20 protein-coding genes are annotated in these 23,188 nt (G+C 37.8%); 16 read left to right on the top strand and 4 right to left on the bottom strand.

The window, feature by feature from the left end; translation table 11 throughout:
- The first annotated feature begins 342 nt into the window (after window positions 1–342).
- Window positions 343–1,203 (top strand): phytoene/squalene synthase family protein, encoded by an 861-nt coding sequence (locus ACFINU_RS01670; protein ID WP_375617684.1) that lies wholly within the window; start codon window positions 343–345, stop codon window positions 1,201–1,203.
- Window positions 1,204–2,035: 832 nt separating this feature from the next.
- On the opposite strand, the gene ACFINU_RS01675 is transcribed toward ACFINU_RS01670, so the two are convergent.
- Window positions 2,036–3,925 (bottom strand): peptidyl-prolyl cis-trans isomerase, encoded by a 1,890-nt coding sequence (locus tag ACFINU_RS01675; protein ID WP_375617685.1) that lies wholly within the window; start codon window positions 3,923–3,925, stop codon window positions 2,036–2,038.
- 154 nt (window positions 3,926–4,079) lie between these two features.
- On the opposite strand from ACFINU_RS01675, the gene tpiA reads away from it, so the two are divergent.
- The 14 genes from tpiA to ACFINU_RS01745 all read left to right on the top strand — a co-directional run bounded on the left by tpiA (window position 4,080) and on the right by ACFINU_RS01745 (window position 18,003).
- On the top strand, window positions 4,080–4,844 hold the full coding sequence (tpiA, locus tag ACFINU_RS01680; protein WP_375612907.1) for a triose-phosphate isomerase: 765 nt from the start codon (window positions 4,080–4,082) through the stop codon (window positions 4,842–4,844).
- A gap of 82 nt (window positions 4,845–4,926) precedes the next feature.
- Window positions 4,927–5,379, top strand: a complete 453-nt coding sequence (secG, locus tag ACFINU_RS01685) for a preprotein translocase subunit SecG (protein WP_375617686.1) — start codon at window positions 4,927–4,929, stop codon at window positions 5,377–5,379.
- A 129-nt stretch (window positions 5,380–5,508) separates the two neighbouring features.
- Complete coding sequence (locus ACFINU_RS01690) at window positions 5,509–7,137, top strand: CTP synthase (RefSeq protein WP_375617687.1); 1,629 nt, start codon at window positions 5,509–5,511, stop codon at window positions 7,135–7,137.
- A gap of 36 nt (window positions 7,138–7,173) precedes the next feature.
- Window positions 7,174–8,010, top strand: coding sequence for a 3-deoxy-8-phosphooctulonate synthase (kdsA, locus tag ACFINU_RS01695; RefSeq protein ID WP_375617688.1), 837 nt, complete (start codon window positions 7,174–7,176; stop codon window positions 8,008–8,010).
- A 71-nt stretch (window positions 8,011–8,081) separates the two neighbouring features.
- Window positions 8,082–9,353 (top strand): phosphopyruvate hydratase, encoded by a 1,272-nt coding sequence (gene eno / locus ACFINU_RS01700; protein ID WP_375617689.1) that lies wholly within the window; start codon window positions 8,082–8,084, stop codon window positions 9,351–9,353.
- 112 nt (window positions 9,354–9,465) lie between these two features.
- The gene (locus tag ACFINU_RS01705) at window positions 9,466–9,873 is read left to right on the top strand and encodes a TM2 domain-containing protein (RefSeq protein WP_375617690.1); all 408 of its coding nucleotides are present in this window, start codon (window positions 9,466–9,468) and stop codon (window positions 9,871–9,873) included.
- 371 nt (window positions 9,874–10,244) lie between these two features.
- Entirely contained in the window at window positions 10,245–10,370 is a 126-nt protein-coding gene (locus tag ACFINU_RS01710) for a hypothetical protein (protein WP_375617691.1), read from the top strand.
- A 227-nt stretch (window positions 10,371–10,597) separates the two neighbouring features.
- Complete coding sequence (locus ACFINU_RS01715; RefSeq protein ID WP_375617692.1) at window positions 10,598–10,909, top strand: septum formation initiator family protein; 312 nt, start codon at window positions 10,598–10,600, stop codon at window positions 10,907–10,909.
- 135 nt (window positions 10,910–11,044) lie between these two features.
- Window positions 11,045–12,085 (top strand): pyruvate dehydrogenase (acetyl-transferring) E1 component subunit alpha, encoded by a 1,041-nt coding sequence (gene pdhA, locus ACFINU_RS01720; RefSeq protein ID WP_375617693.1) that lies wholly within the window; start codon window positions 11,045–11,047, stop codon window positions 12,083–12,085.
- Window positions 12,086–12,101: 16 nt separating this feature from the next.
- Window positions 12,102–13,469 (top strand): pyruvate dehydrogenase complex E1 component subunit beta, encoded by a 1,368-nt coding sequence (locus ACFINU_RS01725; RefSeq protein WP_375617694.1) that lies wholly within the window; start codon window positions 12,102–12,104, stop codon window positions 13,467–13,469.
- Between the two features lie 14 nt (window positions 13,470–13,483).
- A complete protein-coding gene (locus ACFINU_RS01730; RefSeq protein ID WP_375617695.1) occupies window positions 13,484–14,827 on the top strand; it encodes a pyruvate dehydrogenase complex dihydrolipoamide acetyltransferase in 1,344 nt (447 codons plus the stop codon).
- A 221-nt stretch (window positions 14,828–15,048) separates the two neighbouring features.
- Window positions 15,049–16,509, top strand: coding sequence for a dihydrolipoyl dehydrogenase (gene lpdA / locus ACFINU_RS01735; protein WP_375617696.1), 1,461 nt, complete (start codon window positions 15,049–15,051; stop codon window positions 16,507–16,509).
- A gap of 67 nt (window positions 16,510–16,576) precedes the next feature.
- The gene (gene lipA, locus ACFINU_RS01740; protein ID WP_375617697.1) at window positions 16,577–17,539 is read left to right on the top strand and encodes a lipoyl synthase; all 963 of its coding nucleotides are present in this window, start codon (window positions 16,577–16,579) and stop codon (window positions 17,537–17,539) included.
- A 2-nt stretch (window positions 17,540–17,541) separates the two neighbouring features.
- A complete protein-coding gene (locus ACFINU_RS01745) occupies window positions 17,542–18,003 on the top strand; it encodes a type II toxin-antitoxin system RatA family toxin (RefSeq protein ID WP_273791149.1) in 462 nt (153 codons plus the stop codon).
- A gap of 600 nt (window positions 18,004–18,603) precedes the next feature.
- On the opposite strand, the gene ACFINU_RS01750 is transcribed toward ACFINU_RS01745, so the two are convergent.
- From ACFINU_RS01750 to rirA, 3 genes are read right to left on the bottom strand one after another with little or no spacing between them, the layout of a single operon-like run.
- Window positions 18,604–19,092, bottom strand: a complete 489-nt coding sequence (locus ACFINU_RS01750; RefSeq protein WP_375617698.1) for a CinA family protein — start codon at window positions 19,090–19,092, stop codon at window positions 18,604–18,606.
- Window positions 19,089–20,279: a bifunctional 2-C-methyl-D-erythritol 4-phosphate cytidylyltransferase/2-C-methyl-D-erythritol 2,4-cyclodiphosphate synthase gene (locus ACFINU_RS01755; RefSeq protein WP_375617715.1), complete on the bottom strand. Its 1,191-nt coding sequence runs from the start codon at window positions 20,277–20,279 to the stop codon at window positions 19,089–19,091. Before ACFINU_RS01755 ends, ACFINU_RS01750 begins: the two co-directional genes overlap by 4 nt.
- 24 nt (window positions 20,280–20,303) lie before the next feature.
- Window positions 20,304–20,747, bottom strand: coding sequence for an iron-responsive transcriptional regulator RirA (gene rirA / locus ACFINU_RS01760; protein WP_375611276.1), 444 nt, complete (start codon window positions 20,745–20,747; stop codon window positions 20,304–20,306).
- A 173-nt stretch (window positions 20,748–20,920) separates the two neighbouring features.
- Between rirA and ACFINU_RS01765 the strand changes: the two genes are divergently transcribed.
- The gene (locus ACFINU_RS01765; RefSeq protein ID WP_375617699.1) at window positions 20,921–23,188 is read left to right on the top strand and encodes an ATP-binding protein; all 2,268 of its coding nucleotides are present in this window, start codon (window positions 20,921–20,923) and stop codon (window positions 23,186–23,188) included.

The raw sequence follows: 23,188 nt of genomic DNA on the forward strand, positions 1-23,188 counted from the left end.
TTTTATAAAATAACATTGTCATCTATCCACTGAAAAAGTGTTTTGCGTTGTTTGTTGTTCAAGTTTTACTATGCATGTTACGATTGGTTTTTAGCTTTTTTATTGCAAATGAAAACTTGAAGTCCGATAAGATAAGTTTTATCAGAAAAATTATTTATTTAATTTTTTTCTTTCTAAAACGAAAAGGGACTAGAAAAGAAATTTTAATTCATAATACAGTTAAGAGACACATTTAAAAATCTTATTTTCTGAACTGTATTTGCTTATCATTCATTTTTTAATATGAATAAAAAGAGGATATTAATTTAATTGCTAAAAAAGGGACGTTAATAGGTTCATAGAATGATAGGCTCTCTTCCTTATTGTCTTGATATTTTACGTACAATAGATCGTGATCGCTATATATCGGTTTTATTTGCACCTAAAAAAAAGCGCCAAGCATTGGCTGCTCTTTATGTATTTAATGCTGAAGTTTCTCGTATCCGCGAAAGTGTACATGATCCACTCATAGGAGAAATACGGTTACGTTGGTGGTATGATGCTATTGCTCATGGTGAAATGCAAACGAGTGGAAACAATCCGATTTTGAATGATTTATTAAAAGCAATCATTCTTTTTAATTTACCTAAGACAGCTTTTTTACGTTATTGTGATGCGCAAATTTTAGATCTTTATCACAATCCAATAGAAACACTTCATGATCTAGAGCATTATTGTGGTGAGACAGCAGGCATAATTTTACAGCTTTCTTGTCAGATATTAGATCCTGAAACTGCACAAGAGTTTACAGATATCTATGAACACGGAGGGATTTCTCAAGGATTAAGCGGTGTATTGCGTCTTTTATCATTTATGCAATCACGATATCAATATTATTTACCCACTGATATATTAAAGGCTGTAGGAGTGAATAGGGAAGATTTGGAATCTCATCGTCTCAGCGATCAACAAAAGGGTTGTATTGTTGAAGCTATGGTAGCATTATCGCGCGATCATTATACCCAATTTTACGAGTATTCTTGTACTTTACCTAGAGTTCTTAAGCCAGCTTTTCTTCCATTGGTCATTGTACCAGCTTCTCTTCAAAAAGCTATACAGCTGGGGGCAGCAATTTTTCAAGAGAGTGCAACTTTGCCATTGATGTATCGCTATTGGTTGATAACAAGGGCAGCAATAAGCGGCAATTTTCCAAAGATATTGTAAAAGAATATTACTATGTTGGAATGCGTAACATGTAGACTGATTTTCTCATAGGAAGATAAAGGAGCTATTGTGATTCCAAACCATTTTTTTATTATAAAAAATGTTGATGTTTTGGTTGTTATGAACGCAAAAGAATAAGAAATTTTGTGATCTTGAAAATACGGTATATTTCTTCATCAGTAATATGTTTTATTCAGTGTATTGGATGGGTGAGATGCAGAGAAAGAAAAACATGAGGTAAAATTTCTATTTTATGAGAGAAGTTATCTTAGCAGTCTATAAGTCTATAAAAAACTCTTATTTTTGAGAAAATTATAACATCATAATTGATGACTGTTATGATTGATTAATATATTGATTTATAATGATAATTCGTTTTTTCTCATATTGAATGAGAGTCTTGAATAGAAAAAGATTTCTCCATTTTTATAATGAATTTTAAAAATAGTTTTTTTTTATCTATTATAAGTTGGGTGTGTAAATGAAATCATTTAAGGAAGAAGCAATACGCTCCCTATGAATGAATATTAAGAGTAGCAATATGATGAGCTATGAATGAATGACGATAGGGATGATATTTATAGCTTAATGGGCGGCAACCTTTACAACCTTTGGATGGGTAATGTTTTTTAATGCATTGCAAAAACGATTCTACATTCCATTGACTATTTTCTCGCAAATCCATACATGCACTGTTTTGCGAGAAAATGAATCATTATACAAACGCTGATCCTAAGATATGCAGACAAGAAACCCGTCTTACCTCTTCAACTATAGACGAAGAGCTGATGAAAACTTTATCAATAAGTTCTTAAAATTATGCACAATCTTTTTATTGGAGAGCGTTAAAGATCTGATTATAATTTGTGCTATTAATTTCCAAAGGATGTTCTTTATTGGCAACTTGTAGCATTTCTAGCTTGAGATCTTCTCTTATCATCATATCTATATTGGCGCGGACCTCAGTTGAAAGAGTATGAGACGTGATATCTTTAGGCATGGTTACAGTCTTTATTTGATAAATGATACGGTTTGTTGCAACTGGACCTTTTATGATGCCATAATGGCCTTTGGGAGCAGAAAATAATGCTTTAATCCCTTCAACGCCAAGAGGGTCAGATGAGTCTTGACGCCGGAGGGCGGGTGTTGTTTGTTTTGTAACACCAAGGGCATGAGCAAGAGCAACAAGACTTTTTCCTTCCGTGAGCTGTTTGAGAGCATTTTGGGCTTTTTCATCAAGAAGACGTTGGATTTCTTCATTTTTCCATTGAGAAAGAACATCTAGCTTAGCCTCTTCAAGTGTTTTATCGCGGGCAGGAATAATTTTATCGACCTTGTACCAGAGATATCCACCATTTTGAAAAGAGAGAGGATCAAGATCGACTCCTTCGTTTGATTGATAGATGGCATTCAGTAAAATATCTTTTTGAGGTAAATCCGTGAGTATTGCACCTTCAAGCGTTTTTCCCGTTTTATCAATAGTAATTGTGCGCAAAGATAACTTGTATTGGTCAGCTAACTCTTTGAGAGAAGCACCCTCAAAACGAGCATTTTCAATGGCTACATAATTGTTACGGATATCATCAGTAGCACGATTTTTGGCAAGTATTTGGCGAATATTTTCTTCTACACTTTCAAAAGGAAGAGAGCTTGAAGGTTCAATATGCGTAACGCGAATGAGAACAGGTCCCTGTAAGTCATTTATCACAGGACTGACTTGGCCTTGTTGAAGTTCAAAAATTTCAGATGTCAGATGATTAGGGAGTTCATTTTCTGCGAGAGGTCCTTTTTTTATGTCATTAAGAGTCTTTTTTTCAGCTTTTACCAGTTCATCAAAACTCAATCCATCAGCTATTTTTTTTGCTGCATTATCGGCTTCTTCGCGTGAGGGGAATCGCAGTTCTTCGAATGTACGCTTTTCAGGCGTTACAAAACGTGAAGCATTTTGTGTATAATAGGCTTTCGCCTCATCTGTTGAGATATCTTTAGGTTTTACAAAATCATTAAGTTCCATAGATAGCAAAGAGACAGTACGGTATTCTGGAGCACGAAATTGACTTTGATGTGTTTCAAACCATTTTTGTAATGTTTCGTAATCAGGATCAGCAATTGTTTTCTTTTCTTTTAGATCAATAACGAGATAATCAGCAATACGCATTTCTCCTTGATAAAGAGCAAGTGCTTTATAAAAGAGATTTGGTGCCTTCATATCAGAAAGTAAAGCAGCAATCAGCTGATTACGCTTTTCTTGTTTGGTGTAATAATTAAGAAAAGCACTTTCACTAATACGTAAATGCTGAAGATAGTTATAAAACAAGTTTTTATCAAAAGTGCCATTTACCTGGAACATTTTATCAGAACCAATCGTATGAGCTATTGTATCTTTTGAAAGACTTATTTTCATTTTACGTGCTTGTTCATCAAGCAGTACATTTTGTTGTAATTGATTAAATACAAAAGCAGGAATTTGGTATTGCTGCATTTCATTTGTTGTAAACATTCGTCCAAGATGAGCAGCATATGCTAAACGTGCGCTTTGATCGGCGAGTGCAAGACGATAATCATCGACAGTTACTGTGGACTTTCCAGAAGTAATAAGATCTCTTTCACTTTTTTTGTGTAACTGCGGTACCCCCCATAAAAGAATGAAGCATAAGAGTAAAATAGCAAGGAAAATTCTAAAAATCCAAGAATTTGTAGCATTTCTTATGATGTCAAGCATTGTTCAAGTCCATTTTTAATGTGAGTTATTATCAAAGCTGTAATGGAATTTGCAATAAAGAGATGAAAGATGCAAGCTTTAAAGACTTGCTTTCATTTTATAATTTGGTAACTACAGATAAACAATGTATTGTAAGAGCTCTTGAGGTGAAAATATGTCTCAAAATATTCGGCCTTTTCTTGCTGGAAATTGGAAAATGAATGGAACGAGTGAATCGCTTGGAGAGTTGCGTGCTATTGCTACAGGCGTTAGCTCTGATCTAGGTCATCTATTTGAAGCCCTAATTTGTGTTCCAGCAACGCTTTTATCGCGTGCTTCTAATACGCTGAATGGTGAAAATCTCCTTTTGGGAGGACAAAATTGTCACTTTGATGATCATGGTCCTTATACTGGAGATATTTCAGCTTTTATGCTTAAAGAAGCGGGAGCAAGTCATGTTATTATTGGGCATTCAGAACGTCGTACAGTGTACCAGGAAAATGATGCGATTGTCTGTGCCAAAGTGCAAGCTGCGTGGCGAGCAGGTCTTGTGGCTCTTGTATGTATTGGTGAAACATTGGAGGAGCGTAATAATAATAAAGTACTGGATATTCTCACGCAGCAGCTTGAAGAATCTCTTCCAGATGATGCAACAGCAGAGAATACCATTATCGCTTATGAACCAGTTTGGGCGATAGGCACCGGCAATACAGCGACTCCAGAAGATATTGCAAAAGTACATCATTTCATTCGTGATAGGGTGCGCTCTCGTTTTGGTGATGAAGGTAATAAGATACGTTTGCTTTATGGTGGATCCGTAAAGCCATCCAATGCATTTGAGCTTTTAAGCATTGCTCATGTTAATGGTGCTTTGATAGGTGGAGCAAGCTTAAAAGCGATTGATTTTTTAACAATTTGCGATGTTTGTCGTAAACTATAGCAGAGAAATTTGAGTTTCCCCTTGGATTGTGCGTTATTTATGTGTAAATAGCTATTAAAGAGTTATTTGAAGAGCAGGGTTTATGCAAACAGTACTTATAGTTATTCATTTTTTGATTGTGATTACTTTGGTTGGTATTATATTAATTCAACCTTCAGAAGGTGGTGGGTTAGGTGTGAGTAATAGCTCAGGGTTGATGAAAACTCGTGGATCTAGAAATCCTTTAACACGTTTGACTGCTATTTTAGCCTGTTGTTTTTTTGTTGTGTCTATTGGACTTACCGTGGTGAGTAATATATCAAATTCTAGTTCTGATATTTTAAAGCGTATACCGGTTAATTCAGAGCAGAATTCTACCAATAAAGACTCAGGATCAGTCCCATCATCAGATGGTGAGTCTTCCCCTTCTATTCTTGAACAGCTAGGAGGCACTTCGAATTCTCCGCAGGAACAGAAACAGTCCACAAATCCTGAAGCAGAAAGTCCAGTTCCTCAGGTTTTTGAAAATACAGTTCCGGATAACAGTACAAAATAGTTTTTTAAGAAAACATAGACTTTTTAAAAAAGGTGATTTTTTTCGCCTTTTTTATTTTAGAAGAAAAATTGTTTCTTTTTGCATTTTTTGCTGGAAAAATCATTATAAATTGCTTATCACCATAAGCCCATGGCACGTTATGTTTTTATTACTGGTGGTGTGGTTTCTTCCCTTGGAAAAGGCATCGCAGCGGCGGCGTTAGCAGCGTTATTACAGGCTCGTGGCTATCGCGTACGTCTTCGCAAACTTGATCCTTATTTAAATGTTGATCCAGGTACGATGTCACCTTATCAACATGGCGAAGTATTTGTGACCGATGATGGTGCAGAAACGGATCTTGATCTTGGTCATTATGAGCGTTTTACTGGGCGTTCTGCAAATAGCCAAGATAATATTACAACAGGGCGTATTTATCGCAATATCATTGAACGAGAGCGGCGTGGTGATTATTTGGGGGCAACAGTCCAAGTTATTCCTCATGTTACAGATGAAATTAAGAGATTCATTACGATGGAAAATGAAGAATTTGATTTTGTTTTGTGTGAGATAGGTGGAACGGTTGGTGATATTGAAGCAATGCCTTTTCTAGAAGCGATTCGTCAGCTTCGCAATGAGCTACCGAGACAAAATGTCGTTTATGTCCATCTCACATTAATGCCTTATATTCCTTCAGCAGGTGAATTAAAAACGAAACCAACACAACATTCTGTCAAAGAATTGCAAGCAGTTGGTATTTCTCCTGATATTTTGCTTGTACGTGCAGATCGATCTATTCCAGAAACAGAACGGTGCAAATTATCACTTTTTTGCAATGTTCGCTCCAATGCAGTCATTCAGGCATTAGATATGCCAACAATTTATGATGTTCCTATGGCATACCATAAGGAGGGTTTGGACTCTGAAGTTCTTTGCGCTTTTGGAATCGATTCGGCACCTTCCCCCAAGATGGATCGTTGGGAAGATATTACGCATCGTATTCACCATCCTGAAGGAGAAGTTACGATTGCTGTTGTAGGAAAATATACGGGCTTAAAGGATGCTTATAAATCTCTTATTGAAGCGATTGCGCATGGTGGTTTAGCGAATAGAGTGAAAGTTAATATTGAGTGGATTGATTCGGAACTTTTTGAAAAAGAAGATTCTGTTTCAACTTTACAAAAAGCCCATGGAATTTTGGTTCCAGGTGCTTTTGGGGCACGAGGGGCAGAAGGGAAGATTCGAGCAATTCAATTTGCACGAGAGCGTAAAGTTCCATTTTTAGGGATTTGTTTTGGGATGCAATTAGCTTGTATAGAAGCTGCGCGCAATATTGCACAGATTGAGAATGCTTCATCAAGTGAGTTTTGCGAAACAGACAATCCAATTGTAGGTTTAATGACAGAATGGCTTAAAGGAGACGTTCTTGAAAAACGTACAAGAAATGCTGATCTCGGCGGTTCAATGCGCCTTGGTGCTTTTGCTGCTGAATTAAAAGAAGAGAGTCATATTGCTCAAATTTATGGGATGACCAAGATTGTCGAGCGACATCGTCATCGTTATGAGGTCAATATTGATTATAAGGATAAGTTAGAACAGTGTGGTTTGATTTTTTCTGGGATGTCTCCTGATGGTATTTTACCAGAAACGATAGAATATGTAGATCATCCATGGTTTATTGGTGTTCAATATCATCCAGAATTAAAATCTCGTCCTTTTGATCCACATCCGCTTTTTTCTTCTTTTATTGAAGCCGCTGTAGAACAAAGTCGATTAGTTTAATGCGTAAATTGGATTACTTTGCTTTTGAGGGATAAAATGACTAAACCAAATGCCCGTGTGAAAGTTGGAAATATGATTTTTTCAAATGAAATGCCTCTTTCATTAATTGCAGGGCCGTGTCAGATGGAAAGTCGTGATCATGCTTTTGAAATGGCTGGTCGTATTAAAACAATTACCGATCAGCTTGGTATCAGGTTTGTTTATAAATCAAGTTACGATAAAGCCAACAGAACCTCTTTGAGTGCGGCACGTGGCATTGGTCTTGAAAAAGCAATGGCTATTTTTTCTGATTTAAAAAAAGAGTTTGATTGTCCCATATTAACTGATGTGCATACAGAAGAGCAATGTACAATTGTTTCTTCTACAGTTGATATTTTACAAATACCGGCTTTTTTATGTCGTCAAACAGATCTTTTGGTAGCAGCCGCCAAAACAGAATGTGTTATTAACATTAAAAAAGGTCAGTTTTTAGCGCCGTGGGATATGGAGAATGTTTTAAAAAAGGTTGTTTACAGTGGTAATCCGAATGTTATGCTTTGTGAGCGAGGCACGTCATTTGGTTACAACCGACTTATTTCTGATATGCGTTCGTTGCCTATTTTACGTTCATTTGGAGCTCCTGTTATTTTTGATGCAACGCATTCTGTTCAAGAACCTGGGGGGCAGGGGGCTTCATCTGGTGGACAGCGTCAATTTGTTGAAATTTTAGCGCGTGCAGCTGTTTCTGTTGGGGTAGCTGGTATTTTTTTAGAAACACATCAAGATCCAGATAATGCACCTTCTGATGGACCCAATATGGTTAAAGTTGATGATTTACAAAGATTGCTTGAGACTTTAATGGAATTTGATTATCTGTCAAAAAAATTGAGTTGAGAAGAGAAAAAATATTTCATTAATAGGGCATTATAAATGAATCGAGACTTTTATTGGATAAGGAAACACATATGACTATAATTGTCGATATCATTGGGCGTGAAGTTCTTGATAGCCGTGGTAATCCAACGGTAGAAGTTGATGTTCATTTGGAGAATGGAGCTTTTGGTCGCGCTCTGGTTCCTTCGGGAGCTTCAACAGGAGCACACGAGGCTATAGAGCTTCGTGATGGTGGTTTGCGCTATCAAGGGAAAGGTGTTGAAAAAGCGGTTGCTGCAGTTAATGGCGAAATTCTTGAAGAACTTGGTGGGCGGGATGCAACAAATCAAATTGCTATTGATCAAGCAATGATTGCTTTGGATGGAACGCCAAACAAAGCCCGTCTTGGTGCCAATGCACTTCTTGGTGTTTCATTAGCTGTTGCAAAAGCAGCTGCGGATTCATTAAATTTACCTTTGTATCGTTATATTGGTGGTACACAAGCGCATATTCTTCCAACCCCCATGATGAATATTATTAATGGTGGCGTTCATGCTGATAATTTGATTGATTTTCAAGAGTTTATGATTATTCCTATAGGAGCTCCTACTATAAGAGAAGCGATCCGTTATGGCGCTGAGATTTTCCATGCATTGAAAAAGCGTTTAAAAGATGCGGGTTATAATACCAATGTTGGTGATGAAGGTGGTTTTGCACCTCAATTTAAAAGTGCTGATCAAGCAATTGATTTTATTATGGAATCTATCATGATATGTGGCTATAAACCAGGTGAACAAATTGCCATTGGTTTAGACTGTGCTTCAACCGAATTTTATAAAAATGGTTCGTATTTTTATAAAGGTGAGGGGAAATGCCGTGACACCCAAGAGCAGGTAAATTATTTAGCGCAGCTTGTGAAAAATTATCCTATTATTACAATTGAAGATGGAATGGCAGAGGATGATTGGGAAGGTTGGAAGCTACTTACTGACACAATTGGAGAAAAATGTCAGCTTGTTGGCGATGATTTGTTTGTAACAAATTCAGCACGTTTGCGTGATGGTATCAAAATGGGGGTAGGCAATTCTATTCTCATAAAAGTTAATCAAATCGGTACATTGAGTGAAACACTTGATGCTGTAGAAGTAGCACATAAAGCAGGTTATCGTGCCATTATATCTCATCGTTCCGGCGAGACAGAGGATTCTTTCATTGCAGATCTTGCTGTTGCAACGAATTGTGGACAAATTAAAACAGGTTCTCTTGCACGTTCGGATAGATTAGCAAAATACAATCAACTTATCCGTATTGAAGAAATGCTAGGAGCCCAAGCGCATTATGCTGGTGATTTATATCGTGTATAGTTGTGAGCAAAAAATATGAAAGTATAAGATCATTTAGATTATGAAATTGAGATTTCTTATCAAAGGCATATGCATAGTAATTTTATAGGTATTTAAATTTATAGGGATTAAGATGAGAGGTGTGATTATTACTCAAGATCAAGGAATGTATCTCGTTTCGGGTGATGACGGTAAGCGTTATCAGTTTGCGACTTGGGATTGGTTGGGAAAGAAACCACCAAGGATTGGTGATACTATTGATTTTGTCTATGAAGGCGGTGTGGTTAGTTCTGTTTTTCCATTGTTGAGACCAGGTACAGAGAACTCAAAGATAATGTTCGCACTCCTTTGTTGGTGTGCAGGTATCTTTGGTGTCCATCGTTTTATGGTTGGTAAAGTTAGGACTGGTGCTTTAATGCTGGTTCTATCTTTATCATTGTTTGGATTGATAATTACCGGAATTTGGGCAGTTGTTGATTTTATAGTCATTCTTGGAGGAAGATTTACGGATAAAGATGGGAATCAGATTACAGATTTTTAAAAATTTTATAATAAAGAGAAAGTAATTCAGTTCGCTTTTTATTTTTATAAATAATTAAGTTGCATCATGCAAAATTATTGTACTATATTTATTTAATATGAGATATTAAAAAACATGTACAGCTAAGTAAAAGTATTAAAAAAGACAATGCTATTTTATACGGGTAAAGCAAAGACGCAAATTAATTAAGGCGTGCATTGTTTTTCTGCTTATGGCAGTGGATAGCATTAGATTATTGGAGGCTCCAAACTATTCTAATTTCACGTTTATTACGGCTGCTATAAATTGTATTTACACCGTGAGGTTAATCCGCATATTATCAAATTAAAAATAATCTCTTTATGAATAACACATAAGGAGCGTGGGTAAGGATGAAGGGTGAAATTATTGTTCAAAATCAAGGGGTTTATCTCGTTTTGGGAGGTGATGATAAGCGTTATCAATTTGAGGATTGGAATTGGTTAGGAAAAACCACCAAGCATAGGGGATACCGTTGATTTTATCTTTATTTTAATAGGAAATTTTAGGAAAAGCTACAAATTAGAGGATATCCAATATTTATAATATAAAAAGTAGGTCATTCAGCTTACTTTGATTGTATAAAGGGGGATAAATTGAAAATAACAAATTATTTAGTGTAGATTTGGTAATGAGGTATTAATCAAAATCATGCATAGTTGGGCAAAATATTAAGAAATTTGTGCTGTAAAGACTGTGCTATTTTATGTGGACAAAGCAGAAACGTCGATCAATCAAAGTACGCTTTGTACTACCTCTTATGACGGTGGGAGTCTTAAGCTATTTCAGTTATCACATTTATCATGGTGAGTATGGATTGTATTCACGCAGTGAAGTTAATCAGCATATTAGCGAATTAGAAAAGGAGCTTCATAAAATAGAAGCTGAGCGGATATTCATGGAAAAGCGTATTTCTCTTTTACGCAATGGGCATATAGAAAAAGATATGTTGGATGAGTATGTCCGAAAGAACTTGAACTTCTCTAAGTCAAATGAACTGACAATCTTAATACCTTGAAATGATACTAAAGGTAAATGAAAAATCACTTAATTTAAACAACAATCAGCAATGATATTGTTTAAGCCGATTGATAAGGCTTGTAACTTTTGTTCGTAAAGGTTATTCCTAAATAATCATAAAAGGGAGTTTAATATGGCAGAACGACTTAAAAAAAATTCTGCGTCGGTGGCGCGCACTGCATTATCAAGCACCACAAAGAAAGCACCAATAGCAGATTTTACAAAAGAAGAAGAAATTGATGCTTATCGTGAAATGCTTTTAATTCGCCGTTTTGAAGAAAAAGCAGGACAACTTTATGGTATGGGGCTTATAGGGGGATTTTGTCACCTTTATATTGGTCAGGAAGCCGTTGTTATAGGAACATTGAAAGCGGCAAAAGAAGGTGATCAGGTTATTACGTCTTACCGTGATCATGGACATATGTTAGCGGTTGGGATGAGTCCGCGTGGTGTTATGGCAGAATTAACGGGACGTCAAGGTGGCTTTTCCAAAGGGAAAGGTGGCTCGATGCATATGTTCTCTAAAGAAAAGAACTTTTATGGGGGACATGGTATTGTTGGTGCGCAGGTTCCAATTGGTTCAGGTTTGGCATTTTCGAATCAGTATCTTGGTAAAGATAATGTGACATTGGTTTATTTTGGTGATGGTGCTGCAAATCAGGGGCAGGTTTACGAGAGTTTTAATATGGCTTCACTTTGGAAGCTTCCTGTTGTTTATATTATTGAAAACAATCAGTATGCTATGGGAACGTCAGTTTCACGTGCATCTGCAGAAACTGATTTTTCCCGACGTGGTCTTTCTTTTGAAATTCCAGGTATTGTTGTTGATGGTATGGATGTTCGATCAGTAAAAGGAGCTGCTGATGAAGCAATTTCTTGGGCACGCTCAGGTAAAGGACCGATCATTCTTGATATGCAGACCTATCGCTATCGTGGTCATTCCATGTCTGACCCAGCAAAATATCGTTCAAAGGAAGAAGTCCAAAAAATAAAAGAGGAGCACGATCCGATTGATCAAGTAAAAAGTCGGATTCTTAAAAAAAATTGGGCGAGCGAAGATGATTTAAAATCTATTGAGAAAGAGGTCCGTGCAATTGTTGCTGATGCGGTAGATTTTGCACAAAGTGATCAAGAGCCAGATGCTTCTGAGCTCTATACTGATATTTTAGTTTGATGCGAGGGAAGCAAGTATGTCTATTGATATTTTGATGCCGGCGCTTTCACCAACTATGGAAGAAGGTAAACTGTCTAAATGGCTCAAGAAAGAAGGTGATAAGGTTAGCTCTGGCGATGTTATTGCTGAAATTGAAACGGATAAGGCTACAATGGAAGTAGAGGCCGTTGATGAAGGTACTCTTGGTAAGATTTTTGTGCCTGAAGGTTCGGAAGGCGTAAAGGTTAACACTGTTATTGCGATTTTGTTAGAAGAAGGTGAGCGTGCTGAGGATATTTCGCAACCTACTGATACAGCACAAAAACCTAAGGAAACTTCTCTTTCTCTGCCTTTGTCAGTTCCGCAGGCTGCTCCTACTTTTGATATATCTCCTACTTTTGATATTCCGGCGGGAACACAAATGGTTACAATGACAGTTCGTGAAGCGCTTAATCAGGCTTTGGCTGAAGAAATGCGGCGTGATGAAACAGTTTTTCTTATGGGGGAAGAAGTCGCGCAATATCAAGGTGCCTATAAGGTTAGTCAAGGTTTGTTGGAAGAATTCGGAGAACGCCGAGTTATTGATACCCCAATTACAGAGCACGGCTTTGCTGGACTGGCTGTCGGGGCTGCTTTTGGAGGGTTACGTCCTATTGTCGAGTTTATGACATTTAATTTTGCGATGCAGGCGATGGACCAAATTATTAACTCAGCAGCCAAAACACGTTATATGTCTGGTGGACAAATGACCGCTCCTATGGTTTTCCGAGGTCCCAATGGCGCGGCTGCCCGTGTTGGTGCTCAACATTCTCAATGTTATGCTGCATGGTATAGTCATGTACCAGGTCTGAAAGTTGTCATGCCTTATAGTGCTGCAGATGCAAAAGGTTTGCTGAAAGCTGCTATTCGTGATGATAATCCTGTTATTTTCCTTGAAAATGAGATTTTGTATGGGCATCAATTTGATGTACCTCAACTGGATGATTTTCTTTTGCCTATTGGTAAGGCACGTATTCATAAGTCTGGACAAGATGTGACGATTGTTGCATGTGGAATTGGGATGCATTATGCTGTTCAAGCGTTACCAGAAATTGAAAAACTTGGTATTGATGTTGAATTGATTGATTTACGAACCATTCGCCCGATGGATCTTCCAACAATTCTTTCGTCAGTTAAAAAAACAGGTCGTTTGGTAACAATTGAAGAGGGATTTCCTCAGTCATCTGTGGGAACTGAAATAGCAACGCGTGTTATGCAGCAGGCTTTTGACTATCTTGATGCGCCAATTGCTACGATTTCTGGCAAAGATGTTCCGATGCCTTATGCCGCTAATCTTGAGAAGTTGGCTTTGCCTAATACTGCTGAAATTATTGAGGCCGTTAAGGCTGTGACATACAGAGCATAACGGAGGAAAGCATAATGCCCATTAAAATTACAATGCCAGCGCTTTCCCCTACGATGGAAGAGGGAAATTTAACAAAATGGAATATTAAGGAGGGAGATAAGGTTTCCTCTGGTGATGTTATTGCTGAGATTGAGACGGATAAAGCGACAATGGAAGTCGAAGCCGTTGATGAAGGTAGGGTTGCTAAAATTGTTGTTCCTGCTGGAACACAAGGCGTTAAAGTAAATGCTTTAATTGTTGTTTTAGCAGAAGAAGGTGAAGATTTAGCTGAAGCTGCAAAAGTTACAGAAGAAATCTCTTCTTCTACAAGACAAAAACCAGAGGGCATCAAACAGACAGATTCTCTGAAACAAACGGACTCAAAGGGAATAAAAATGTCTCATGAATCATCAACTGGGCAATTAATACAGCAAGATAAAAAGGAAGTTCGTCTTTTTGCCTCTCCCTTAGCGCGGCGATTAGCATCTCAGGCAGGTCTTGATTTATCCCTTATTTCTGGAAGTGGTCCGCATGGGCGTATTATTAAGCGCGATGTAGAAAAAGCTGTGAGCAGCGATATGTCTAAAGTGTCTTATTCCTCACCGATAGGGGAGCTAATAGCTACAGGTGCTTCGGACAAACAGATATTGAAACTCTTCAAAGAGGATGAATATAGCTTCGCTCCCCATAATAATATGCGTAAAACAATCGCGACACGTTTGGTGGAATCAAAACAGAGAGTCCCACATTTCTATGTAACGGTAGATTGTGAACTTGATGCGCTATTAGCACTGCGTACACAACTAAATGCTGCTGCTCCAATGGTTAAGGGGCAGGAAGAAACTCAGCCTACTTATAAGCTTTCTGTTAATGATATGGTGATCAAAGCTGTCGCACTTTCTTTGAAAGCGATTCCTGATGCGAATGTTTCTTGGCTTGAAGGCGGGATGCTTCATCATAAACATTGTGATGTTGGGGTTGCTGTTTCTATTCCCAATGGATTAATTACACCGATTATTCGCCATGCAGAGGAAAAGCCGTTATCACTTATTTCCAAAGAGATGAAGGATTTTGCAAAGCGTGCGCGCGAGGGCAAGTTAAAAATGGAAGAATATCAGGGTGGAACAACAGCTGTATCAAATATGGGGATGTATGGTATAAAAAGTTTTTCGGCTATTCTTAATCCACCGCATGCGACGATTTTTGCGATTGGTGCAGGGGAGCAACGCGCCGTTGTTAAAAATGGTGCATTAGTTGTTGCGACAGTTATGTCAGTTACGCTTTCTGCGGATCATCGTGCTGTCGATGGTGCTTTAGCAGCAGAGCTTGCGCGGACTTTTAAGAAGATGATTGAAAATCCATTAGCAATGTTGGTTTGAACTGTTTAACAGTTCTTCACGTAAATTGTGAGAAAGCGTGTTAAGAGAATAGAAACAAATTTAAAGAGTTTAAAGAGCAATGTTATTGCTATTTCTGGTTTGGATAAAGCATTTGCGTGAAGTTTAAAGCAAAAGACATAAGATAATTCTGTCATGTTTTTTTACAGACTTAAGTTCAAAAAATGCATATCCATTTTATATATATCCATGGAGGAATTACTGTGGTAAATCTTTATGATGTAATTGTGATTGGATCAGGTCCAGGCGGATATGTAACCGCAATTCGTGCAGCACAATGTGGCTTTAAGACTGCGATTGTTGAACGTGAACATTTGGGAGGGATCTGTTTAAATTGGGGATGTATTCCAACAAAGGCCCTTCTCCGTTCAGCGGAAATGAAACATTTTTCTGAACATGCGACAAATTATGGATTAAAAATTAATGGTTCAATTGAGACAAACATCAAAGATGTTGTGGCACGTTCACGGGGTGTTTCAGCACGTTTAAATGCTGGTGTTGGTTTTTTAATGAAAAAAAACAAAATTGATATTATCTGGGGTGAAGCAAAGCTTACTAAAGAAGCAAAGGGAAGCCTTCCTGCGGAAATTATGGTTTCTTCATCCTCCAAACCGATTATGCAACCGCAAAATCCAGTCCCTAAAGGGACGTTAGGGGAGGGAACTTATCAAGCAAAGCATATCATTATTGCAACGGGCGCACGTCCTCGTGTCCTTCCTGGTATTGAGCCAGATGGAAAACTCATTTGGACTTATTTCGAAGCTATGATACCGCCAGCAATGCCAAAATCGCTTTTGGTTATAGGGTCTGGGGCTATTGGCATTGAATTTGCTTCTTTTTATCATGATATGGGGGCGACAGTAACTGTTGTTGAAATGATGCCCCATATCATGCCTGCTGAAGATATTGAAATTTCAACGTTTGCTCGTAAACAGTTAGAGAAAAAAGGTTTACGCATTCTTCGTCAAGCAAAAGTAACAAAGGTTGAAAAATCTTCCGATTCTGTAAGTGTACATATTGATGTTCTAGGTAAAATAGAGTCAATGACTGTTAACCGGTTGATTTCCGCTGTTGGGGTGCAAGGTAATATTGAGAATCTTGGTTTAGAAGCTTTGGGAATAAAAACCGATCGCGGGTGCATTGTAACTGATGAATGGAGTTGGACGGGGGTGGAAGGCATTTATGCTATTGGTGATGTAGCAGGTCCTCCTATGTTGGCCCATAAAGCAGAAGAAGAAGGTGTGATATGTATTGAGCATCTTGCAGGTTTGAAGAGTGCTCATCCGCTTGATAAAAGAAAAATTCCAGGGTGTACATATTGTACACCACAGGTTGCCTCTGTAGGGCTTTCAGAAGCGGCTGCAAAAGAAGCAGGTTATGATATACGTATTGGTCGTTATTCTTTTGCTGCGAATGGTAAAGCGATTGCTTTGGGTGAAGATCAGGGGTTAGTAAAAACGATTTTTGATAAAAAAACAGGACAGCTTCTCGGGGCCCATATGGTAGGGGCTGAGGTAACAGAATTGATACAGGGTTTTGTTATTGCTATGAATCTTGAAACAACAGAAGAAGAATTAATGCATACTGTCTTTCCGCATCCGACCTTATCGGAAATGATGAAAGAAAGTGTATTGGATGCTTATGGTCAAGTTTTAAACGCTTGATGACTGGATTGTATGAAAAATTTTATATTTTTGATTGTTACTTCGTATTTATAAGGCAAAGGCTTAAATGGTTACGGTTGTTGATAGAGTTGCAAATAGACGATTGCGTCATCCTGAAAAAGCACATCGTCCTGATACAAGCGTTCAAAAAAAGCCAGATTGGATTCGTGTAAAAGCGCCAACATCACCAATTTATAAGGAAACACATGGTATTGTACGTACGCATAAGTTAGTGACTGTATGTGAAGAAGCTGGTTGTCCTAATATTGGCGAATGTTGGAGCCAGAGGCATGCTAGCTTTATGATTTTAGGTGAAATATGTACGCGCGCTTGTGCTTTTTGTAACGTTGCAACAGGTATTCCACTTGCCGTTGATGATAATGAGCCAGAACGTGTCGCTGATGCTGTTGCACGGATGGAATTAAAACATGTTGTCATTACATCTGTTGATCGTGATGATCTTGCTGATGGTGGTGCTGAGCATTTTGCAAAAGTTATCTATGCGATTCGTCAAAAAAATCCTAAAACAACAATTGAAGTTCTTACACCTGATTTTCGTCATAAGGATGGCGCTTTAGAAGTTGTTGTTGCTGCTAAGCCTGATGTTTTTAATCATAACTTAGAAACAGTTCCTTCTAAATATTTGAAGGTCCGTCCAGGGGCACGTTATTTTCATTCAATTCGTTTATTACAACGTGTTAAAGAACTTGATCCAACAATTTTTACAAAATCGGGAATTATGGTTGGACTTGGGGAGGAGCGAAATGAAGTTTTGCAATTGATGGATGATTTGCGCGCTGCTGATGTTGACTTTATGACAATTGGACAATATTTGCAGCCTACACGAAAACATCATCCAGTTGTTCGTTTTGTGCCTCCTGAAGAATTTGAGTCTTTTGCCAAGATTGGTAAAGTAAAAGGATTTTTACATATGGCCTCCAATCCTTTAACGCGTTCATCTCATCATGCTGGAGATGATTTTGCCATTTTGCAAAAAGCGCGTGATGAAAAATTTTCCTTACAGAGATAATTATGCCGATTTTTACAATACATCGGCAGATCACCCATAGTGCCAGTGAAATGTTTGATCTGGTTTCAGATATTGAGCGTTATCCTGAATTTTTACCAATGTGTGAGTCTTTAATAATACGTTCTCGAAAAGAATATGGAAAAAAAATATTGCTTCTTGCGGATATGACCGTTGGCTATAAGATTATTCGTGAAACTTTTACGACTCAAGTATTTCTTCAGCCGGAAAAAAGTCTTATAGAAGTTAAATATATTGATGGTCCATTCAAATATCTTGAAAATCGTTGGGCCTTTCATGATATTGAAAATACCAATGCATGTAATGTAGAGTTTTTTATTGATTATGAATTTAAAAGTAAAACGCTTGGATTAGTGATGGGCTCAATGTTTGATATTGCGTTTCGTAAATTTACCGAGGCTTTTGAGAAGCGTGCGCATCAGATTTATGGCTCTACGGTAACATAGTCTATTCTGTTATTTTTTAACAATACGTATTGCTTATAACAGCGTGAAGGTGAAAACCGGTTTCCATCTTTACTATTTGTTTTTAATTCAGCTGTCAAAAGCATATTGAAGGAACATCATTTTAAATGATGAAGATGATGCACAGCTTCATGCTTTTGTTTCTCTCTTTTTTAATAGATGCACATCCGTTAAACAGAACGCCCAAATAGAACATGCTTGCGTCATACCCATTTCATAATAGTGCTCATAATAAATAGTATATATTCTCGTAAAAGTATATAAAATCTACATCTGTACACTTATGAAGAAGTACTCCTGCATCATTTATTTGCCATCTCTCAAGATGTTGCGCGCCAGCTCTTAGCACTTGAGAGAAGTACAAGTGTCTCTTTCTTTAATCATTTTATTTATACAGTTTTTTCTCTTGTGGCGTGTAAGTGAATAAATTTGATTAATTCAACCTACACAGGACTGAAGTGAGATAACTTTACGCTATTCAGATCGTTCATTTTCAAGTTGTGATACAATAAAAATTTTTCAAGATGTTGATGATTATAGACTCGATGGGGAATAAAGAATTTTGAAATTAGTATGGGGAATTCAGTGAAGCAATTCCAGAATCATTTGAAAAGCATTTTCAACAGTTGCATGGCGGATAGCATTGCGATTAAGATGAGCAAAGTGCATTTCTTTGTGCAGGGGCGAGTGGTTTTTATAAGCTACTGCGCAATGCACAAGTCCTACAGGTTTATCAAGACTTGCACCTCCTGGACCAGCAATTCCTGTTACAGAAACTGCAATGTCAGCTTGTGAATGTTTTAATCCACCCTCAGCCATTGCAAGAGCAACTTCTTTTGAAACGGCACCATAGGTTTTTATAAGTTCAGCACAAACGCCAACAAGGCGTGTTTTAGATTCATTTGAATAAACAACAAATCCACAATCGAGAACATCTGACGATCCTGCAATATTTGTGAGGCTTGCAGCAATGAGTCCTCCTGTACAAGACTCTACAGTTGTTAACAGTAAACCTTTTTGGCGAAAAGTATTAAGGACTTCATGTGCTTTTTTTTCACAAAGATATGTCATTGGGGAATTTTTCCTGAATAAAGGACGCTCGCTGTTGCAAGGGCAGCAATTCCCTCACCACGACCAATAAATCCAAGCCGTTCATTTGTTGTTGCTTTGATAGAGATTCGATCAGGTGTCATTGCAAGTATTGTCATAAGGTTTTCTGTCATGGCATGACGATAGGGACCAATTTTAGGATTTTCAGCGATAATTGTGATATCAACATTGGCGATACGACCACCTGCTTGTTTTATAATATCAAGAGCATGACGGAGAAAAATTTCTGATGATACATTTTTCCATTGAGGATCAGAGGGAGGAAAATGTGTACCGATATCTCCAGCACCTTGAGTTGCAAGAAGGGCATCTGTTAATGCATGAAGAGCAACATCCGCATCGGAGTGTCCCTTTAATTTTTTATGAAAAGGGATTTTTATACCACATAATATAAGAAAATCACCATCCTCAAAAGAGTGAACATCATAACCATTGCCGGTGCGAATATCAGGAAATATTTGCATTTTCTTTTGGAGATATAAATGTGCAGTATTAAAATCTTCATGCCATGTAATTTTTATGTTGTTAGGATCCCCAGGAACGGTACGCATAGGAATTCCAAACCATTCGGCAATTGCAGAATCGTCAGTGAATTCTTGTTTGAAAGCTTGTTTTGCTTGTTTATGGGCCGCTAAGATATGTTCAAAGGGAAAACACTGTGGAGTTTGTGCACTATAAAGATGGGTACGGGGAATTGTTTCTAAAACATGCTGATTATTTATACGTTTAAGGGTATCAGAGATGGGCAGAACAGGAAGAACACCTTCTTGAGGCGTGATAGTGTTGTGAATGTTATTAAAAAGCTTGTTTTCGATAAAAGGGCGTGCACCATCATGAATATGCACATATTGGGGGGCCAATTTTTTGAGTGCCTGAAGTCCATATAAGGTAGAGATTTGACGTGTATTGCCTCCTTCAACGATAATAAGGCGCTCTTTAAAATCGCCAATAGCTTGTTCACAGATTTGACGATCTTCTGGATGAATAACAAGAATAATTGTTGTGATAGCTGGATGCTGCAAAAAACAATGCACGGTATGATAAATAATTGGCTTTTGTCCTAGAAGCCGATATTGTTTTGGAATTTTATGGGGAGATCCTGCTCTTTCACCCCGTCCAGCGGCTAATATTATTGCTGCAATAGAAATACTTAATCTCCTTGTATTATAATCTTAGTTTGCTTTTTTGTCATTAATTTTAAAATGATTTTGAAAGGATGGTTGTTGTAGATCAGCAAGGGATATCACAGATAACACCTCAAAAAAAGCATTTAATGCTTTTTGAAGTGCGGTATTTAAACCACAAAAATCAAACAAGGGGCAAGTTGGTTCTGCAGTATCGAAACATTCTGCGAGGGAAAAGTTGTCTTCTGTTACTTTCACAACATCCGCGACTGAAATCTCTGCTGCGGGTTTAGCCAATCTAACTCCACCATTGCGTCCACGCACTGTTTGTATAAAACCTGCTTGAACAAGCAGCTGAAGGATTTTAAATAAAAAAAGCTCTGAAACGGCATATGCTTTAGCAATTTCTGGAACACGACTGAGAGTTCCCTGATTATCTGCACAATACATGAGCATTCGAAGAGCATAATTTGTTTGTTTTGTTAATCGCATCTCATTTCCTTCGTAAAGTATCGTCGAACACAGTCTATTTTAAAGATATTTTGCAAAATGTAGAAGTTTTTTCTCGTTGACTATATTTGCCCTATTTTAAATGTAGTATTAGTATTGTCAATTTTTGCTACAAAAGGTTATATGAGAATAATGGGATAAGGGTATGTAAGCTCATGACGAATATAACATCTGTGACGAATCTTCAAGACATAGATAAAAATACTTATAACGATGAGTTGTATCGTTTAAGTAAGGTATATATTTTTTTAGGGATTACAATTATTGTATTGGCTTTACTTACGGCCTCTGTTTCATTTATTATTCTTATTGGATTAACTCCTGTTGTTCCCAGTAGAACAGTAACCCTTATTCTTATAGGAATTAATAGTTTTTGGGTTTTAGGGCTTATTGTCATCGTTTTTTATGAGATGATACCGATCATTCGTGCTTGGCGTTCAAGGCGTGCAGGATCGCGTCTTCATGTGCGCCTTATTTCATTGTTTGCACTTGTTGCGACAATGCCAGCTGTTGCTGTAGCTCTTGTATCGGGTCCAGCACTAAATTTGGGACTTGATCGATGGTTTGATACAACAACGCGGCAAATTGTGGGCTCTTCTATTGATTTAGCAAATGCTTATGCAGATGAAATGCTTCAAAATTTAAAAAATTTATCCTACGCGATGGCATTTGCACTTGATAACAAAAAACTCTTAGAACGTAATCCAGCTGAATATAGGATGCAATTGACGCGTCATGCTCTAGGACGCAATTTGCGTGGTGCATTTTTGTTAAGTTCTAGCGGAGCTATTTTTGTATCGAGTGCTCTTGGTGATGAAGATAAACTGCCAATTCCTCCTTCTCATCTTATTGAACGTGCAACCAGTGCGAGCCCTTTTTCTTTTCAACCAGGCGTTCATGATTATTTTGGTATTATTTTAAAATTTACCAATATTCCAAACACATTTTTATATTTGGTGCGTGACGTTGATAAAGGTGTTTTATCTGCTTTGCGTTTGACAGAAGTTAATACAGATCGTTATCGTGATTTAAATGAAAATCGCCTGCTGACACAGATTGCATTTGGTATGCTTTATTTGTGTCTTTTTTTTAGTTTATTCTTATCAGCTATTTGGGCTGCTATTGCTGTTGCTGATCGCTTAGTACGTCCTATTCGTCTTCTCATTAGTGCTGCCGATGATGTTGCTTCTGGAAATATGGAAATTTTCGTGCCAGTACGAGCAAAAGATGGAGATATTGGGCAATTATCCAAAACTTTTAATTACATGGTCAGTGAATTGAAAAGTCGGCGTAATGAATTGATTGCAGTGCGTGATCAAATTGATGAAAGACGGCGTTTTTCTGAAGCTGTATTATCGGGTGTAACAGCGGGAGTAGCAGGTATAGATGATAATGGTGATATCACCATTATCAATCGGTCTATTGAAGCGATGTTTGATATTCGCTCTGAGCACGTTGTTGGAAAAAGTCTTTTATCTTTAAGCGCTGAAATTTGGCAGGTTTTTCAGTTTGTGCGTTCATTGGATCGTAAAAACCATCGTGAGCAGGTCACTTTAAATGTTGCAGGAAAAGAGCGTGTCTGTAATGTCCAAGTTACGATGGAGGAGGATGATGGACAGGGACAATCTTGGGTTCTAACAATTGATGATATTACAGACCTTGTTGCAGCGCAACGTACAGCGGCGTGGGCGGATATTGCGCGGCGTATTGCACACGAAATTAAAAATCCTCTTACACCTATTCAGTTATCCGCTGAACGCATTCGTAAACGTTATAACAAAGCTATTACACAAGATAGAGAGGTCTTTGAGCGGTGTATTGACACAATTATTCGGCAGGTTGGAGATATTGGGCGTATGGTTGATGAGTTTTCCTCTTTTGCACGTATGCCCAAACCCAAAATGCATATTTTAGATATACGAGAATTGTTGCGCGAAGCATGTTTCTTGATAGAAGTGACGCGACATGATATTCATTTTGAGCAAGATTTAGGAACTCTACCACTTATGGGTGCATTTGATAACCGTCTCATTGTACAGGCTTTTTGCAATGTTATCAAAAACGCGAGCGAATCCATAGATTCAGTTATGCGAGAGGAAAATATTCACGGTCATATTCTTATCCGTTCTTATCGTCAGGAAGAATGGGTGGTTGTGGATGTTGTTGATAACGGGAAAGGACTTCCTAAAGAGCAAAGACAAAAGTTATTAGAACCCTATATAACAACGCGGGAAAAAGGAACAGGGCTGGGGTTAGCTATTGTGCGCAAAGTTATTGAAGATCACGGTGGTTTCATGGAGCTTCATGATGCACCGGAGAGTTTTTATGAAGGTCGTGGTGCGATGATCCGTTTGATATTTCCAGCGGATGGGGGTAAGCAGGGTAATATTATACAAGCCATAAATCATAAGATAGGGGAATAG

It is taken from the genome of Bartonella sp. AC130YNZD (assembly GCF_042196865.1).
Classification (GTDB): Bacteria; Pseudomonadota; Alphaproteobacteria; order Rhizobiales; family Rhizobiaceae; genus Bartonella.

Excerpts from the sequence above, each read along its gene's own strand:
- ACFINU_RS01715 (WP_375617692.1), top strand. The coding sequence starts at position 10,598 with ATGTGGACAAAGCAGAAACGTCGATCAATCAAAGTACGCTTTGTACTA.
- ACFINU_RS01690 (WP_375617687.1), top strand. The coding sequence starts at position 5,509 with ATGGCACGTTATGTTTTTATTACTGGTGGTGTGGTTTCTTCCCTTGGA.
- rirA (WP_375611276.1), bottom strand. The coding sequence starts at position 20,747 with ATGCGATTAACAAAACAAACAAATTATGCTCTTCGAATGCTCATGTAT.
- secG (WP_375617686.1), top strand. The coding sequence starts at position 4,927 with ATGCAAACAGTACTTATAGTTATTCATTTTTTGATTGTGATTACTTTG.
- ACFINU_RS01745 (WP_273791149.1), top strand. The coding sequence starts at position 17,542 with ATGCCGATTTTTACAATACATCGGCAGATCACCCATAGTGCCAGTGAA.
- ACFINU_RS01705 (WP_375617690.1), top strand. The coding sequence starts at position 9,466 with ATGAGAGGTGTGATTATTACTCAAGATCAAGGAATGTATCTCGTTTCG.
- ACFINU_RS01730 (WP_375617695.1), top strand. The coding sequence starts at position 13,484 with ATGCCCATTAAAATTACAATGCCAGCGCTTTCCCCTACGATGGAAGAG.
- kdsA (WP_375617688.1), top strand. The coding sequence starts at position 7,174 with ATGACTAAACCAAATGCCCGTGTGAAAGTTGGAAATATGATTTTTTCA.
- pdhA (WP_375617693.1), top strand. The coding sequence starts at position 11,045 with ATGGCAGAACGACTTAAAAAAAATTCTGCGTCGGTGGCGCGCACTGCA.
- ACFINU_RS01750 (WP_375617698.1), bottom strand. The coding sequence starts at position 19,092 with ATGACATATCTTTGTGAAAAAAAAGCACATGAAGTCCTTAATACTTTT.
- ACFINU_RS01765 (WP_375617699.1), top strand. The coding sequence starts at position 20,921 with ATGACGAATATAACATCTGTGACGAATCTTCAAGACATAGATAAAAAT.
- ACFINU_RS01725 (WP_375617694.1), top strand. The coding sequence starts at position 12,102 with ATGTCTATTGATATTTTGATGCCGGCGCTTTCACCAACTATGGAAGAA.
- tpiA (WP_375612907.1), top strand. The coding sequence starts at position 4,080 with ATGTCTCAAAATATTCGGCCTTTTCTTGCTGGAAATTGGAAAATGAAT.
- lipA (WP_375617697.1), top strand. The coding sequence starts at position 16,577 with ATGGTTACGGTTGTTGATAGAGTTGCAAATAGACGATTGCGTCATCCT.
- eno (WP_375617689.1), top strand. The coding sequence starts at position 8,082 with ATGACTATAATTGTCGATATCATTGGGCGTGAAGTTCTTGATAGCCGT.
- ACFINU_RS01710 (WP_375617691.1), top strand. The coding sequence starts at position 10,245 with ATGAAGGGTGAAATTATTGTTCAAAATCAAGGGGTTTATCTCGTTTTG.
- ACFINU_RS01670 (WP_375617684.1), top strand. The coding sequence starts at position 343 with ATGATAGGCTCTCTTCCTTATTGTCTTGATATTTTACGTACAATAGAT.
- ACFINU_RS01675 (WP_375617685.1), bottom strand. The coding sequence starts at position 3,925 with ATGCTTGACATCATAAGAAATGCTACAAATTCTTGGATTTTTAGAATT.